Here is a 13,925-nt window from a genome sequence, read left to right as displayed (position 1 = left end):
GCTCCAGGCTATACGATTGGGCGAATGGACGTAGACCTGCGCTTCGACTTCGACCGTTACCCCTACCTCACCGAGGGCCTGCCGGGCCTCGAGGGGCGCATCCGCGTGGAGAACGCCGACTTCCAGGTGACCGAGGTGCCCGCCTACCTCCCTAGCGGCGAGGGGGAGCACTTCTACTTCTTCCTCGAGAAACAGGGCCTCACCACCCGCGCCGTCTTCGAGTTCCTGCGCGACGAGCTGCGCATCAACGAGGCCGCCATCGGGGTAGCGGGGCTCAAGGACAAGCACGCCCTCACCCGCCAGTGGTTCAGCGTGCCCCTGCGGGCCGCCGAGCGCCTGGACGGGCTGGAGAACCTGCCGGGGGTGCGGGTGCTCGAGACCAGCGTCCACGGCAACAAGCTGCGGGTGGGCCACCTCAAGGGCAACCGCTTCCGCATCCTGGTGCGCACCGACGCCCCGCCCGATCCCCAGACCGCCCGGACCGTGCTGGAGCGGCTCGAGCGCCACGGCGTCCCCAACTACTACGGCCCCCAGCGCTTCGGCATCGGCGGGCAGAACCCCCTGCGCGGCTACGAGCTCGTCACCACCGGCAAGGGCCGGGGCAACCCCTGGCTCAAGCGCTTCCTCATCGGCAGCCTGCAAAGCCTCCTGTTCAACGACTGGCTGGGCGAGCGCCTGCGGCAGGGCCTCTTCGACCGGGTGATCCAGGGCGACGTGGCCAAGAAGCACGACACCGGCGGGGAGTTCGTGGTGCAGGACCCCGAGGCCGAGAACCCCCGCGCCCAGCGCTTCGAGATCAGCGCCACCGGCCCGCTCTACGGCAAGAAGTACCGCGAGGCCGAAGCCGAAGCCCGCGCCCTCGAGGACCGCGTCCTCTCCCGCTACGCCCTCAGCCGCGAACAGTTCGCCGCCCGCAAGGGCGACCGCCGCTGGATCCGCTTCCCCCTACAGGAATGGGCGCTCGAGCCCGCCCCCGAAGGCGTGTGGGTCAGCTTCTTCCTCCCCAAGGGGGCCTACGCCACCACGGTGCTGCGCGAGGTGATGAAGCGCAACCCAGAGAACGCGGAGGAGGGCGAGGAGCTGGAGGAGTAGGGCGCGGAGGACAGCGCTTGTGGCTGTCAGCTTTCAGCTATCAGCCGTCAGCGGTAAGCGAAAGGCTCGTGGCGAAAGGCACCCCTCCCCCTCCCTCCCCGCGCGCGGGGAGGGAATATCCCCCCCAGCCCCCCTTGCTAAGGGGGGTGACAAGGCGTCTTGCGTCTTGCGTTTGGCGTTTTGCGTCTTGCGTTTGGCGTTCGGCGTTTGGCGTTTGGCGTCTCGCGTACGACGTAGGACGTACGCCGTACGACCCACGCTGTGCGTTCGGCTATCAGCTATCAGCATCCCCTACCGATCAAACCCCGGCCTGCTCGAGCGCCTCCTCCAGCCGCTGGCGCACGAGCCCAGGGTCGTCGAGGTCGGCGGGAAAGCGGAGGCGCTCGGCGGATTCGTCGGTGTCGCGGATGTCGGAGATCAGGCCCCCCAGCCCCGAGGTGCTCTGGTCGAGCTGGAGGACGAACTCGAGTTCTTCGCCCAGGTCGCTCAGGGTCAGCTCGAGCTTGTCCAGGCGGCCCTGGTAGCCGCCGGTGGGCACGAAGCTGAAGGTCTGGAGCACGGGCAGGGGCAGGCTCAGCCAGGCCCCCTGGAGCATGAGCTGGGTGGCGTTGCGCACGCCCTCGAGGCGGAAACCCGCCTGCCGCACGCCCTCGAGCGCCACCTCCACGGCGGGCAGGGGCAGCACCTCGAGGGGGTCGGAGTCCTGGGGGTCGAGGCCCCAGGCCACCGAGAGCCCGGTGCGCAGCCAGACCTGGTTGCGGGCGGGGCGCTGGGGGTCGGGGGCCAGCGTGCTCGGCGTGTAAGGCGGGAGCACGAAGCTGAACAGCACCTCGGCCTCCTGGCCCGCGCCCAGTCGCACGTCCTCCTCCAGGTCGAAGCGGGCCACGCGGTGGGCGGTTGGCCGGTCGTCGTGCTCGACGTGGGTCATCAGGTCGAGGTAGATGCCCGAGACCCGCTGCTCCGCCTGCCCGCCGCGCAGGTGCACGATGCCCTCGAGCCGCTCCCCAGGCCGCAGGGTGCGCGAGGTGAGCAGGGTGTCCACCTTGGCCGAACCGATGCCGAAACTCGCCAGCAGACGCCGCACCATGACCAGCCGAGTATAGCGCTAACCGGCCTCCAGCAAGCGCAAAAGCGCATCCCGGTCGGGGCAGGGCCGGGGCTCTAGGCCCATCCGCTCGGCCAGCGCCCGCCCCACCGCCTCCCCCGCTCCGCGCACCAGCAGCCGGGGCAACCCGGCGTTGAGCAGGGTGACCAGGGCGACCACGAACTCGGCCAGCTCCTCGGGGGCCATGCTCGAGCCCTCGCTCCGGCCAAACCCCGGCAGGTCCGGGGCGATGAAGCGGTAACCCGCGGGCAACGGCTCGCAGTCGGCCCACTGCTCCGCCGTCTCGGCCAGCAGGAGCACCAGCGGCCCGCGTCCCCGGTCGTCGTAGACCACGTTCAGGCCGTAGAGGTTGATGTACACGGCCCCACCCTACAGCACCGGCAGCTCGTCGGGGCCGTCGTGCCAGGCCGGCGGCCCCTGCAGGAAGCCCTCGGCGTCGTCCAGGAAGGCCGCGAGCACCGCCAGCGCCTCGCCGGGGTTCTCCCAGGGGGCCAGGTGGCCGGTGGCCTCGAGGCTCACCCGCATCGCCCGCTGCTCGGGCACCCACTCCACCGCCTCCTGGGCGTAGCGGCTGGGGGTGAACACGTCCTCGGCCCCGATCACCACCAGCACCGGGCAGCGCAGCAGGCGCAGGGCCCTGCGCCCGTCGGGCAGTTCGGGCAGGGCCCGCAGCCAGCGCCCCAGCTCCTCCTCCCGCAAGCCCTCCGCCCAGGCCGCCATCGCCTCCTGGCCGTGCTCGAGCAGCACCGGCCCGAACAGCCAGGGCTTGGCCGCCGTGACGAAGGCTTCCGGCCCCCGGCCCAGGGCCTGCTCGAGCGCCCTCAGCCGCGCCCGCAACGCCGCGTCCACCCGCAAAACCGGGCTCAGCAGCGTCAGGCTCCTGGCCTGGCTCTGCGCCGCCAGTTGCGCCCCGGCCCACCCTGCCTCCGCGAAGGCCACGACGTGCGCCCCGGGGGGGACCTCGCCGCGCCAGGCCTCGAGCGCTTCGGCGGGTGTGGCGTGGGGGGCGAGTTCTAAGCAGCGGAAGCCCTCGAGGTTCTCCCGCAGCGAGCGAAACCCGGCGGGCGGGGCCAGCAGGCCGGGCAGAAAGACCACCGTTTCCACAGGCCCAATCTTGTCACGCCGCCGCACGGCCAAATGCGCCTGCCCATCCAGTCTGGCCGCTCGGCGTCGCCGTAAAGTGGCGCCATGCCGCACATGGACCCCTCCCACTTCCCCCCCGAAACCCTCATGAGCACCCTCGGCATCCGCGTCACCGAAGCCACCCCCGACTGCGTGGTCGCCGAGATGGAGGTCACCCCCCGCCACCACCAGCCCTTCGGCTTCCTCCACGGCGGCGCCTCCGTCGCCCTCGCCGAAACCGTCGCCAGCATCGGCGCCTTCCTCGCCGCCCCCGAAGGCCACACCTCCTTCGGCCTCGAGATCAACGCCAACCACCTCCGCCCCATGCGCTCCGGCAAGGTCACCGCCGTAGCCACCCCCCTGCACAAAGGCCGCACCACCCACGTCTGGAACATCGAAATCCGCGACGACCAATCCCGGCTGGTCTGCATCTCCCGCTGCACGCTGGCGATCGTGGCGGCTCGGGGAGATAGCCAATAGTCGATAGTCGATAGCTGAACGCCCTATTGGGATAAATCATCCGCTGGGGTTGTGCCCCGCCCAACAGCCAACTACAGCCCCACTTCCCCGCGGAAGGGCACTCACCCCGCGAGCCGGTCCCCGGCCGGGGTGTGCGGCTCGCGAGGGAGGGGGTGAGGGAGGTGGCGCAGACGAGCATGCCGCCGGGGCCGGCGGCATGTCTGCGAGTCCCTCGGAGGGCGAAAGGGGGAGGTGATGGGGAATCGCCTCCCCCTACGTCCTCCGACGGCGGAGCGGTCCCCGCCAAACCACCCCACCGCAGACCGGCCCCTCCTGCCGCAACACGCGGAATGAAAACGGGACGAACACTACGGCTGACCCTACGGCCCCCATGCACGTATTGACAGGCAATCCAGACTGCCCTTACACTCCTGGGCATATGCAGACGCACGGGGTCGCCAAAGCCAGTGCCCGCTTTTTCGGGTACTTTTATTGGCCTACGGTCCCCGTGAGGTCGGCATAGCGCATTTGGGCTTGCACAGACGCCTCCGGGGACCACCCCCGGAGGCTTTTTTGCATCCCCAACCCCGAGCACGGCCAAGGAGGGAAGGCATGTTGATCATCCTCAAGCACGGCGCAGGACAGGCACAGATCGCGACCATCGTCGCGGAGGTCGAACGGGTAGGCTACCGGCCCCACGTCTCGGAGGGCGAGTCCACGACGCTGATCGGGGCCATCGGCAAAGGCCCTACGCCCGAATTGCTCGAGCACTTTAGGGCCTTGCCGGAGGTAGCCGAAGTGATCCCCATCAGCAAGCCCTACAAGCTCGCCAGCCTCGAGGTCCAGCCCAAGCCCTCGGTCATCTCCTGGCCCACCGGGTCCACCGGCGGCAACGCCTTCATGGTCGCCGCCGGGCCCTGCGGCGTGGAGTCGCGCGAGCAGATCCTCACCGCCGCCCGCTTCGTCAAACGCCACGGCGCCCAGATGCTCCGCGGCGGCGCCTTCAAGCCCCGCACCTCCCCCTACTCCTACCAGGGCATGGGCCGCGCGGGCCTCGACCTGCTGGTCGAAGCCCGCGCCGAGACCGGCCTGCCCGTCGTGACCGAGGTGCTCTCCCCCGAGCAGGTCGAGCTGGTCGCCGAGCACGCCGACATGCTCCAGATCGGCGCGCGCAACGCCCAGAACTTCGCGCTCTTGCAGGCGGTGGGCGAGACCAACAAGCCGGTGATGCTCAAGCGCGGCATGAGCATGACGCTCGAGGAATTCCTCATGAGCGCCGAGTACGTGCTCTCGAGGGGCAACCTCAAGGTGATCCTCGTCGAGCGCGGCATCCGCACCTTCGAGAAGGCCACCCGCTTCACCCTCGACGTCTCGGCGGTGCCGGCGCTCAAGTCCTGGACCCACCTGCCGGTGTGGATCGACCCCTCCCACGCCGCGGGCAAGCGCGACTACGTGATCCCGCTGGCCCTGGCCGGGGTGGCGGTGGGCGCCGACGGGATCATCGTCGAGACCCATCCCGAGCCCGAAAAGGCCCTCTCCGACGCGGCCCAGCAGCTCCACGAGCACGAGTTCGCCCTGCTGATGAAGAAGGTCCGGGCCATCCTGCCCGCCGTGGGCAAGGAGATGGTGGGGGGCCTCGAGCTTGCCTGAGCCCGAAGGGCACGGGTAAACTGCCCTTCCATGAGCCACACGGCCCGTTCTGAGCCCCCTGCATCCCCCTGGCCGCCGGCATTCGGCGTTTGGCGTTTGGCGTTGGGCGTTGGGCGTCGTCCATGAAGCCCCTGTTCGACAAGGTGGGCATCTTCGGCATCGGCCTGCTGGGGGGCAGCGTGGCGCTGGGCCTGCGCGAGCGCTTCCTGGCCAACGAGGTCCACGCCTACGACCCCGACCCCTCGGCCCTCGAGGACGCCCTCGCCCTGGGCGTGGCCGACAAGGTGCATACCGCCCCGGGAAGCTGGATCGGCGAGCTCGACTTCGGGGTGCTGGCCGCGCCGGTGGGCGTGCTCACCGAGGTGGGCCGGCAGCTCGCCCCCCACGCCCGCCCCGACAGCCTCTGGACCGACGTGGGCAGCGTCAAGGGGCCGGTGGTGCAAGCCCTTTCGGGGGTGCTGCCCAACTTCGTGGGCGGCCACCCGATGGCCGGCAGCGAGAAGGCCGGGGTGGAGGCCGCCCACGCCGGGCTGCTGCAGAACGCGGTGTGGGTCATCACCCCCGCTCCCCAGACGCCGGAGCCCGCCCTACAGCGCCTGCGGCACCTGGTCAAGGAGCTCGGCGCCTACCCGCTCGAGATCCCCCCCGCCCTCCACGACCGGCTGGTGGCCCGCATCTCCCACCTCCCCTACCTGCTGGCCGTGGCCCTCAACCGCATGGTCGCCCGCGACGAGCACCAGGAACTGCTGATGTTCCTGGCCGCCGGGGGCTTCCGCGACCTGACCCGCGTGGCCTCGGGCTCCCCGCGCATGAGCCGCGACATGGTGGTGAGCAACCGCGAGGCCCTGCGCGAGGCGGTGGAGGAACTGCGGGCCGTGCTGGCCGAGCTCGAGGAGCTGCTCGGGGCGCCCGAGGAGCTGCTCGAGGCCGCCCAGGCCGCCAAGCGCACCCGCGACTCGCTGCCCATCGTCAAGCGCAGCCTGCTCCCCACCCTGCACGAGCTGGTGGTCCAGGTGCCCGACAAGCCCGGCCAGATCGCCAAGATCTCCAACGCCCTGGGCGACGCCTACATCAACATCAAGCAGTTCGAGGTGCTGGCCATCCGCGACGAGGGCGGGGCCATCCGCATGGGCTTCGCCTCGGCCGAAGAGCGCGAGGCGGCCCGGCGAATCCTGGAGAACATCGGCTACCGGTTGCGGTGATGGTGGGAGTGTCGATAGCCGATAGCCAAAGGCCAAACGCAAGACACCGGACGTAGGGGTATCCCTCTTCTCGCCCCAGCCACTAAGGCTGGGGCGCTTGGCCTCTCCCCTGCCTGTCCTCGAGGCGCTCGAGCACCCCCCGCAAGCTGCGCCCCAGAAGGCTCGCGAGGAGCACCAGATAGGCGAGGATGAGCACCCACCCGGCGATCACCAAGCCGCCCGGCAACGGGGTGCCGTGGGCGTAGCGGGCCATCATCCAGGTGATCAGCCAGGCCACGAGCAGCACCGCCAGCAGCAGCGCCCACAGGAAGCCCCACACCACCGACAGCGCCTCCTGCCGGGCCGCCGGGGGGAGGCGGAGCAGCCGGTCCTTGTGCGGGACGTTCAGCCAGGTGAGGCGGGCGTCCCGCAAGGTCAGGGCCGAAAGGGCAACGATAAAAGCGGCGAGTCCGCTGAAGATAAGGAGAACTTGGAGCAGGCTCGACCTCGGCCCCCACGCCAGCGCGTTACCCTGAAGGTCGAAGTGGGTGGGAATCCGGTCGGGGAGCTTTTCGTAAGCCAGCAGGCCGTACCCCCACAGACCGAGCAGGAGCAGCAGGTCGAGGGCGGCCAACAGCCAATTGAGCATGGCTCCAGGATACTCCCCTACTCCGGGAGGACTTTTCCGGGGTTCAACCGCCCCTCGGGGTCCAGGCGGCGCTTGACGTCCCAGAGGATGGCGAGGGTCTGGGCGTCCACCGCCTCGCTCATGAACTCGCGCTTCATCAGGCCGATGCCGTGCTCGCCCGAGAGCACCCCGCCGTGGCGCAGCGCCACCCGCGCGACCTCGTGGGCCAGCTCCCACACCTTGTCCTCGGGGTCGGTCTTGGGGTCGTAGAGGATGTTGGGGTGGAGGTTGCCGTCGCCGATGTGGCCGAACTGCACCAGCGGGAGCCCGTAGCGCTTGCCCAGGGCTTCGATCTCGCGCACTACGGCGGGGAGGCTCGAGCGCGGCACCGCGATGTCCTCGTTCATGCGCTTGGAGCGGATGCGCCCAATGGCCGGCGACACCGAGCGCCGCGCCTGCCAGAGCTGGGCGGCCTCGGCCGGGCTCTGGGCCAGCCGCACCACCCCGCCCGCCGCGCAGCAGGCCTGGGCCACCCACTCCAGCTCCTCCGCCACCACCTCGGGGTCGTCGCCGTCGGTGTCCACGAGCAGCAGCGCCGCCGCGTCCACCGGCAGGCCCAGGTGCAGGTAGTCCTCGACCGCGCGGATGCAGCCCTGGTCCAGGAATTCCAGCTTCGCCGGGACCGCCCCGGCCGCGATGGCCTTGGAGACGGCCTCGGCGGCCTGCCCCACCTCGGCGAAGTGCGCCATGAGGGTGCGGGTGTGCTTGGGGAGGGGCTCGAGGCCCACCGTGGCCTCGGTGATCAGGCCCAGCGTGCCCTCGCTGCCGATGAGCAGGCCCGGCAGGTCGTAGGCCTCGCGGCCGAGGCGGTGCACCTCGCCCTCGGCATCCACGAACTCGAGCTCGCGCACGTAGTCGCCGGTCACGCCGCGCTTGAAGCACATCGGGCCCCCGGCGTTCTCGGCCAGGTTGCCGCCCAGGGTGCTGGTGCGGAAGGAGGCCGGGTCGGGCGGGTAGTACAGCCCGTGGGGCCTGGCCTGCTCGCTGATCTGCGCCGTGACCACCCCCGGCTGGGCGATGGCGATGCGGCGGATGGGGTCGAGCTCGAGGCGCGTCATCTTGGTGAACGCCACCACCAGGCTCTCCCGCACCGGCACCGCCCCGCCCGATAACCCGCTGGCCGCCCCCCGCGCCACCACGGGCAGGCCCGCCGCCTTGGCGAAGCGCACCACCTCCACCACGTCCTGCGTGGTCTCGGGCAACACGACCGCCGCCGGGGTTTCCCCGACGGCGATGGCGTCGTAGCGGTAGAGCTGTCGTTGCGGCAGGTCGGTGAGGACCTTGCGGGGGCTCAGGCGCTCGAGCAGGGGAGCTAGCAGCTTCACCCCCTCAGTCTAGCCGCGTGCTCAAGGGTTGGGGCAGTTGTCAATGACCGGGATGCCCTTGAGGAGCACCTTGCCCGAGTTGCCCGCCGAATTGTAGAAGGTGAGCTCGAGCTGGGTGTAGCCGATGATGTTGGGCGTGGGCACCACCACGATCTTGGACATCTGCTGGCCGCTGACGAGGTAGGGCGCGGTCCCGGGGCCGAAGGCGAAGTTGACCTGGATGTAGCCGGGCGGGTCCTCGACGTAGGTGTTATCGCCGTACACGTAAGTGCTCACCGTGCTGCGCTCGCCCGTGGTCTGGCCCACGAACACCGACTCCCAGCGGTCGAGGTCGCCCTCGAAGCGGAAGTTGTAGCGCCCGGTGGTGAAGGTGTTGTCGCAGATGTACGAGCGCCCCTTGCTGTCTTGATACTCCGTCTCATAACCGAGAATCTTGACATACAGCCCAGGGATTCGGCCTTGGCTTATGTCGATGGTAATGGTGCAGGCTGCGAGGAGGAGGGCCAACGGGAATGCTAACCAAAGTTTTCTCATACTCTCAGGGTAGCAACCTACATAAGAAATGGGTTAGGCCCGTCTTTGGCAACATTAGACTGGCATTATGGCGTACTGGCTGTTGAAGTCCGAACCCGACGCGTTCAGCATCGACGACCTCGAGCGCGCCCACCGCAGCCTGTGGGACGGGGTGCGCAATTACCAGGCCCGCAACTTCCTGCGCTCCATGCAGCCGGGCGACCTGGCCTTCTTCTACCACTCGAGCACCGAGCCCCCGGGCGTCGTGGGGCTGTGCAAGGTCGTGCGTACCGGCGTGCCAGACCCCACCCAGTTCGACCCGCACAGCGAGTACCACGACCCCGCCGCCGAGCCGGAAAACCCCCGCTGGTGGACGGTAGAGGTCGAGTTCGCCCGGCGCTTCGGGCACATGGTGAGCCTCGAGACCCTGCGCCAGACCTTCACCCCCGACGAGCTGTGGGTGGTCCGGCGCGGCAACCGCCTCTCGGTGATGCCGGTGAGCGAGGAAGCCGCACGGCGCATCCTCGAGCTAGCCGGGGAAGCCGTCGGCTCACCTTAGAGGCTAGTGGTCTGTGGTTCACCCCACCCCTTCCCTCCCCGCCGGCGGGGAGGGGTATCCCCCCAGCCCCCCTTGCTAAGGGGGGTCAAGAAGGGGCGTTCTGCATTTAGCTATCGGCTATCAGCTATAGGCTATGGGCTATCGGCTATCGGCGTCCGGCGCACGCCCCCCTCAAACCATCTCCCCCACCACCTCTTCCGCCACCCGCACCAGCGTTCCCGAGCGGATCAGCTCCCGCAGGCGCGAGAGCTCGGGCTTGAGGTAACGGTCGCGGTCGAGGTGCGGGATCTCCTCCCGGATACGCCGGTAGATGGCCTCCACGCCCTTGCCCGGCCGCAGCGGGGCGTGGAAGTCGAGGGCCTGGGAGGCGGAGGCGAGCTCGATGGCCAGCACCCACAGCACGTTCTCGTAGATGGCGCGGGCCTTGCGGGCGGCGTGGGTGCCCATCGAGACGTGGTCCTCCTGGTTGGCGCTGGTGGGGATGGAGTCCACGGAGGCCGGGTGGGCGAGCACCTTGTTCTCGCTGACGAGGGCGGCGGCGGTGTACTGGCTGATCATCAGGCCCGAGTTGAGCCCGCTGCCCTCGGCCAGGAAGGCCGGGAGGCCCGAGAGCGAGGGGTTGAGCATCTGCTCGATGCGGCGCTCGGAGATGTTGGCGAGCTCGGCCAGGGCGATGCCGGCGTAGTCGGCGGCCAGGGCCAGGGGCTGGCCGTGGAAGTTGCCGGCTGAGAGGGTGCGGGCCTCGTCGGGTAGCACCAGGGGGTTGTCGGTGACGCTCATCATCTCGCGCAGCACCACCTCTCGCACGTGAACGAGGGCATCCCGGCTGGCCCCGTGCACCTGGGGAACGGCGCGCAGGCTGTAGGCGTCCTGCACCTTGTCGCAGTCGATGTGCGAGCGCATGATCTCGGAGTCCTCGAGCAGTTTCCGCACGTTGGCGCTGGTGGCGGCCATGCCGGGGTGGGGGCGCAGGCGGCTCACCGCCTCGTCGAAGGGGCGGTGGCTGGCCTTGAGGGCCTCGACGCTCATGGCGGCGGCCAGGTCGGCGCTCTTGAGCAACGTCGCGCTGTCGAGGAGCAGCAGGGCCAGCAGCGAGGCCATGGCCTGGGTGCCGTTGATGAGGGCCAAGCCCTCCTTGGCCTCGAGCTCTAAGGGCTCCAAACCCAGCTCCCGCAGCACCTCGCCCGGCGGGCGCACCTGCCCCCGGTACTCCACCTCACCCTCCCCGATCAGCGGCAGGCACATGTGGGCGAGGGGGGCCAGGTCGCCCGAAGCCCCCACCGAGCCCTGGGAGGGCACCACCGGGGTGACGCCCTGGTTGAGGAACTCCGTCAGGTAGTCGAGCACCACCGGGCGGACCCCGGAGTAGCCCATCGCCAGGCTCTGCACCCGCAGCAGAAGCATCCCCCGCACCACCTCGGGCGCGAAGGGCTCCCCCACCCCGATGGCGTGGGACAGCAGCAGGTTGCGCTGCAAGAGCCTGAGGTCCTGCGGCGCGATCCGCACCGTCGCCAGCTTGCCGAAGCCGGTGTTGAGGCCGTAGACCGGCGCCCCCTTCTCCACCAGCTCGTCCACGAAGGCCCGGCAGCGGGCCACCCGTTCCCGCGCGGCCTGCGCGAGCCTGACGGGCTCGCCCCCGCGCACCACACGCTCAAAGGCCTCGAGGCTCACGCCCGCATCCAGTTCGACCATGCTTGACCTCGCTTCACGCTAGGTTGTATATACAACTTGTGAGGGGTCCCCGTAAACCCCCGGTGCGCTAAACCGTAACCCTCATGCCCTGAAAACCCGTTTACGGGGTCGAAAGAGGTTCCCTTGTGAAGTACCTCCAGGTCAAGGAAGCGGTGTTGCGCGAACTCGCCAAGCCCCAGCCCGGTTTTCCCCTCTCGGAGAACCAGCTCTCCCAGCGCTTCGGCGTCAGCCGCATGACCGCGCGGCGGGCCTTGCAGGAGCTCGAGCGCGAGGGCTACCTCTCGAGGCAGCAGGGCAAGGGCAGCTTCCCCGCCGAGCGCCGCTTCAGCCAGGGTTCCCTGCGGGTGCGGCCCTTCTACGAGTTCGCCGCCGCGCAGGGGGCCGTGCCCCGGACCCAGGTGCTCGTGGCCGAGCCCCGACCCGCCCCCGCCGAGGTGGCCGAGAAGCTGGGCACCGCCGACACCCTCTGCGTGCGGCGTCTGCGCTTTTTGGACGAGGAGCCGGTGATCCTCGAGACCCGCTACCTCGACGCCGCGCGCTGCGGCGCGGTGCTGGAGCACGACCTCACCGCCGAGTCGCTCCACGACATCCTGGTGCACGCGCTGGGCCTGCCCCTCACCAGGGTCTGGCAGCGCCTAGGGGCCGTGGCGCTCGATCCCGAGGTCGCCGCCCTGCTCGCCCAGCCCGCCGGGGCGCCGGGGCTGCGGCTGGAGCGCGTGACCTACACCCTACAGACCCCCGTGACCTGGGTCGAGTACCTGATGCGCGGGGACCGCTACTTTTTTGAAGACACCTTCACGCCCCAAGGAGAACGCCCATGACCTACAAAGCCCCTCGAGGCCCCGCCAAAACCGCCAAAGGCTGGATCCAGGAAGCCGCCAAGCGCATGCTCTTGAATAACCTCGACGCCGAGGTAGCCGAGAAGCCCGAAGAGCTCATCGTCTACGGCGGGCGCGGCAAGGCGGCCCGCTCGCCCCAGGACTTGCAGCGCATCTTGGAGGTGCTGGAGCGCCTCGAGAACGACGAGACCTTGCTGGTGCAGTCGGGCCGGGCGGTGGGGGTGTTCAAGACCCAGCCCCTGGCCCCCCGGGTCATCCTCGCCAACTCCAACCTGGTCCCCAGGTGGGCCACCTGGGAGGAGTTCGACCGCCTGGACCGTCTGGGCCTGATGATGTACGGCCAGATGACGGCGGGAAGCTGGATCTACATCGGCACCCAGGGCATCCTCCAGGGCACCTACGAGACCTTCGCCGCCGCGGCCCGCAAGCACTTCGGCGGCTCGCTGAAGGGCACCGTCACCGTCACCGGCGGGCTGGGCGGCATGGGCGGGGCGCAGCCCCTGGCCGTGACCCTCAACGGCGGGGTGGCGATCTGCGTCGAGATCGACCCCGAGCGCATCCAGCGCCGCCTGGACACCGCCTACCTCGACGTGCGGGCCGACTCCCTCGACGAAGCCCTCCGGCTCGCGGAGGAGGCCAAGCAGGGGGGCGAGCCCCTCTCCATCGGGCTGTTGGGCAACACCGCCGAGGTCCTGCCCGAGATGGTGCGCCGGGGCTTCACCCCCGAGCTCGTCACCGACCAGACCAGCGCCCACGACCCCCTCTACGGCTACATCCCCGTCCTGCACGCCGACGAGGACCCCGAAACCCTGCGCAAGGCCGACCCCGAGGGCTACCGGGGCCGGGTGCTCGAGTCGATGGTCCGGCACTGCGCCGCCATCGTGGAGATGCAGAAGCAGGGCGCGGTGGCCTTCGACTACGGCAACAACCTGCGGGCCTTCGCCCAGCTCGGCGGCTTCAGCGAGGCCTTCAGCTACCCCGGCTTCGTGCCCGCCTTCATCCGCGACCAGTTCTGCGAGGGGCGCGGCCCCTTCCGCTGGGTGGCGCTCTCCGGCAGACCTGAGGACATCTACAAGACCGATAAGGCCGTGCTCGAGCTCTTCCCCGAGGACGAGGGCCTCTCCCGCTGGCTCACCGAGGGCGTGAAGAAGTTCAAGTTCCAGGGCCTCCCCGCCCGCATCTGCTGGCTGGGCTACAAGGAGCGCGACAAGGCCGGGCTCTTGTTCAACGAGATGGTGCGCAAGGGCGAGGTGGGGGCCCCCGTCGTCATCGGGCGCGACCACCTCGACGCGGGCTCGGTGGCCTCCCCCTACCGCGAGACCGAGGCCATGCTCGACAGCTCCGACGCCGTGGCCGACTGGCCCCTGCTCAACTTCGCGCTCAACGCGGTCTCGGGCGCGGCCTGGGTCAGCTTCCACCACGGCGGCGGGGTGGGCATGGGCTACAGCCTCCACGCCGGGCAGGTCACGGTGGCGGATGGCTCGGAGGAAGCTGCCTACCGCCTCGAGCGCGTCCTCACCAACGACCCCGGCACCGGCGTGATGCGCCACGCCCACGCGGGCTACGACTCGGCGAAGGAAGTAGCGAGGGAACGCGGCCTCGACCTGGCGGGGTGGGAGAAGTAGGCTTCCTTCAGAAGCCGTCGATAGTCGATAGTCGATGGTCGATAGCCACGACAACGGGCCCGATAGTCCGAGGAG

The 13,925-nt window shown here is 69.8% G+C and carries 14 protein-coding genes; 7 read left to right on the top strand and 7 right to left on the bottom strand.

Annotation, left to right across the window (positions count from 1 at the left end; genetic code table 11):
* The first annotated feature begins 24 nt into the window (after positions 1–24).
* Positions 25–1,092: a tRNA pseudouridine(13) synthase TruD gene (gene truD, locus MEICH_RS0109325; RefSeq protein WP_027892392.1), complete on the top strand. Its 1,068-nt coding sequence runs from the start codon at positions 25–27 to the stop codon at positions 1,090–1,092.
* A 298-nt stretch (positions 1,093–1,390) separates the two neighbouring features.
* Here truD and MEICH_RS24380 read toward each other — a convergent pair whose 3' ends face one another.
* The 3 genes from MEICH_RS24380 to MEICH_RS0109310 are packed head-to-tail and all read right to left on the bottom strand — an operon-like array spanning position 1,391 to position 3,301.
* Positions 1,391–2,179 carry a sporulation protein gene (locus MEICH_RS24380; protein ID WP_051304070.1) on the bottom strand — a complete coding sequence of 263 codons (789 nt, stop codon included), beginning with the start codon at positions 2,177–2,179 and terminating at the stop codon, positions 1,391–1,393.
* A gap of 18 nt (positions 2,180–2,197) precedes the next feature.
* Positions 2,198–2,557 (bottom strand): alpha/beta fold hydrolase, encoded by a 360-nt coding sequence (locus MEICH_RS0109315; protein ID WP_027892391.1) that lies wholly within the window; start codon positions 2,555–2,557, stop codon positions 2,198–2,200.
* Positions 2,558–2,566: 9 nt separating this feature from the next.
* The gene (locus MEICH_RS0109310) at positions 2,567–3,301 is read right to left on the bottom strand and encodes an alpha/beta fold hydrolase (RefSeq protein ID WP_027892390.1); all 735 of its coding nucleotides are present in this window, start codon (positions 3,299–3,301) and stop codon (positions 2,567–2,569) included.
* Between the two features lie 84 nt (positions 3,302–3,385).
* On the opposite strand from MEICH_RS0109310, the gene MEICH_RS0109305 reads away from it, so the two are divergent.
* The 3 genes from MEICH_RS0109305 to MEICH_RS0109295 all read left to right on the top strand — a co-directional run bounded on the left by MEICH_RS0109305 (position 3,386) and on the right by MEICH_RS0109295 (position 6,630).
* Positions 3,386–3,799: a hotdog fold thioesterase gene (locus MEICH_RS0109305; protein ID WP_084542255.1), complete on the top strand. Its 414-nt coding sequence runs from the start codon at positions 3,386–3,388 to the stop codon at positions 3,797–3,799.
* Between the two features lie 591 nt (positions 3,800–4,390).
* Positions 4,391–5,428: a 3-deoxy-7-phosphoheptulonate synthase gene (gene aroF, locus MEICH_RS0109300; protein ID WP_027892388.1), complete on the top strand. Its 1,038-nt coding sequence runs from the start codon at positions 4,391–4,393 to the stop codon at positions 5,426–5,428.
* A 122-nt stretch (positions 5,429–5,550) separates the two neighbouring features.
* Positions 5,551–6,630, top strand: coding sequence for a prephenate dehydrogenase/arogenate dehydrogenase family protein (locus MEICH_RS0109295; RefSeq protein WP_027892387.1), 1,080 nt, complete (start codon positions 5,551–5,553; stop codon positions 6,628–6,630).
* A gap of 82 nt (positions 6,631–6,712) precedes the next feature.
* Here MEICH_RS0109295 and MEICH_RS0109290 read toward each other — a convergent pair whose 3' ends face one another.
* Genes MEICH_RS0109290 through MEICH_RS0109280 form a run of 3 tightly spaced genes read right to left on the bottom strand, consistent with a single transcriptional unit; the run spans position 6,713 to position 9,156 of the window.
* A complete protein-coding gene (locus tag MEICH_RS0109290; protein WP_027892386.1) occupies positions 6,713–7,258 on the bottom strand; it encodes a DUF1648 domain-containing protein in 546 nt (181 codons plus the stop codon).
* Between the two features lie 17 nt (positions 7,259–7,275).
* A complete protein-coding gene (locus tag MEICH_RS0109285) occupies positions 7,276–8,622 on the bottom strand; it encodes an FAD-binding oxidoreductase (protein WP_027892385.1) in 1,347 nt (448 codons plus the stop codon).
* A 21-nt stretch (positions 8,623–8,643) separates the two neighbouring features.
* Complete coding sequence (locus MEICH_RS0109280) at positions 8,644–9,156, bottom strand: hypothetical protein (protein WP_157202690.1); 513 nt, start codon at positions 9,154–9,156, stop codon at positions 8,644–8,646.
* A gap of 67 nt (positions 9,157–9,223) precedes the next feature.
* Between MEICH_RS0109280 and MEICH_RS0109275 the strand changes: the two genes are divergently transcribed.
* Positions 9,224–9,694 (top strand): EVE domain-containing protein, encoded by a 471-nt coding sequence (locus MEICH_RS0109275; RefSeq protein WP_027892383.1) that lies wholly within the window; start codon positions 9,224–9,226, stop codon positions 9,692–9,694.
* A 171-nt stretch (positions 9,695–9,865) separates the two neighbouring features.
* On the opposite strand, the gene hutH is transcribed toward MEICH_RS0109275, so the two are convergent.
* The gene (gene hutH / locus MEICH_RS0109270; protein ID WP_027892382.1) at positions 9,866–11,386 is read right to left on the bottom strand and encodes a histidine ammonia-lyase; all 1,521 of its coding nucleotides are present in this window, start codon (positions 11,384–11,386) and stop codon (positions 9,866–9,868) included.
* 125 nt (positions 11,387–11,511) lie between these two features.
* On the opposite strand from hutH, the gene MEICH_RS0109265 reads away from it, so the two are divergent.
* Positions 11,512–12,207, top strand: coding sequence for a GntR family transcriptional regulator (locus MEICH_RS0109265; protein ID WP_027892381.1), 696 nt, complete (start codon positions 11,512–11,514; stop codon positions 12,205–12,207).
* On the top strand, positions 12,204–13,850 hold the full coding sequence (hutU, locus tag MEICH_RS0109260) for a urocanate hydratase (RefSeq protein ID WP_027892380.1): 1,647 nt from the start codon (positions 12,204–12,206) through the stop codon (positions 13,848–13,850). The genes MEICH_RS0109265 and hutU overlap by 4 nt, the downstream gene beginning before the upstream one ends.
* The last annotated feature ends 75 nt before the right edge of the window (positions 13,851–13,925 follow it).

It is taken from the genome of Calidithermus chliarophilus DSM 9957 (assembly GCF_000430045.1).
Lineage (GTDB): Bacteria > Deinococcota > Deinococci > Deinococcales > Thermaceae > Calidithermus > Calidithermus chliarophilus.
This window is presented reverse-complemented; position numbering and strand designations above follow the sequence as displayed.

Bases quoted from the DNA above. Each gene is read 5' to 3' on its own strand.
- truD (WP_027892392.1), top strand. From the start codon at position 25: ATGGACGTAGACCTGCGCTTCGACTTCGACCGTTACCCCTACCTCACC.
- MEICH_RS24380 (WP_051304070.1), bottom strand. From the start codon at position 2,179: ATGGTGCGGCGTCTGCTGGCGAGTTTCGGCATCGGTTCGGCCAAGGTG.
- MEICH_RS0109305 (WP_084542255.1), top strand. From the start codon at position 3,386: ATGCCGCACATGGACCCCTCCCACTTCCCCCCCGAAACCCTCATGAGC.
- aroF (WP_027892388.1), top strand. From the start codon at position 4,391: ATGTTGATCATCCTCAAGCACGGCGCAGGACAGGCACAGATCGCGACC.
- MEICH_RS0109295 (WP_027892387.1), top strand. From the start codon at position 5,551: ATGAAGCCCCTGTTCGACAAGGTGGGCATCTTCGGCATCGGCCTGCTG.
- MEICH_RS0109290 (WP_027892386.1), bottom strand. From the start codon at position 7,258: ATGCTCAATTGGCTGTTGGCCGCCCTCGACCTGCTGCTCCTGCTCGGT.
- MEICH_RS0109280 (WP_157202690.1), bottom strand. From the start codon at position 9,156: ATGAGAAAACTTTGGTTAGCATTCCCGTTGGCCCTCCTCCTCGCAGCC.
- MEICH_RS0109275 (WP_027892383.1), top strand. From the start codon at position 9,224: ATGGCGTACTGGCTGTTGAAGTCCGAACCCGACGCGTTCAGCATCGAC.
- hutH (WP_027892382.1), bottom strand. From the start codon at position 11,386: ATGGTCGAACTGGATGCGGGCGTGAGCCTCGAGGCCTTTGAGCGTGTG.
- hutU (WP_027892380.1), top strand. From the start codon at position 12,204: ATGACCTACAAAGCCCCTCGAGGCCCCGCCAAAACCGCCAAAGGCTGG.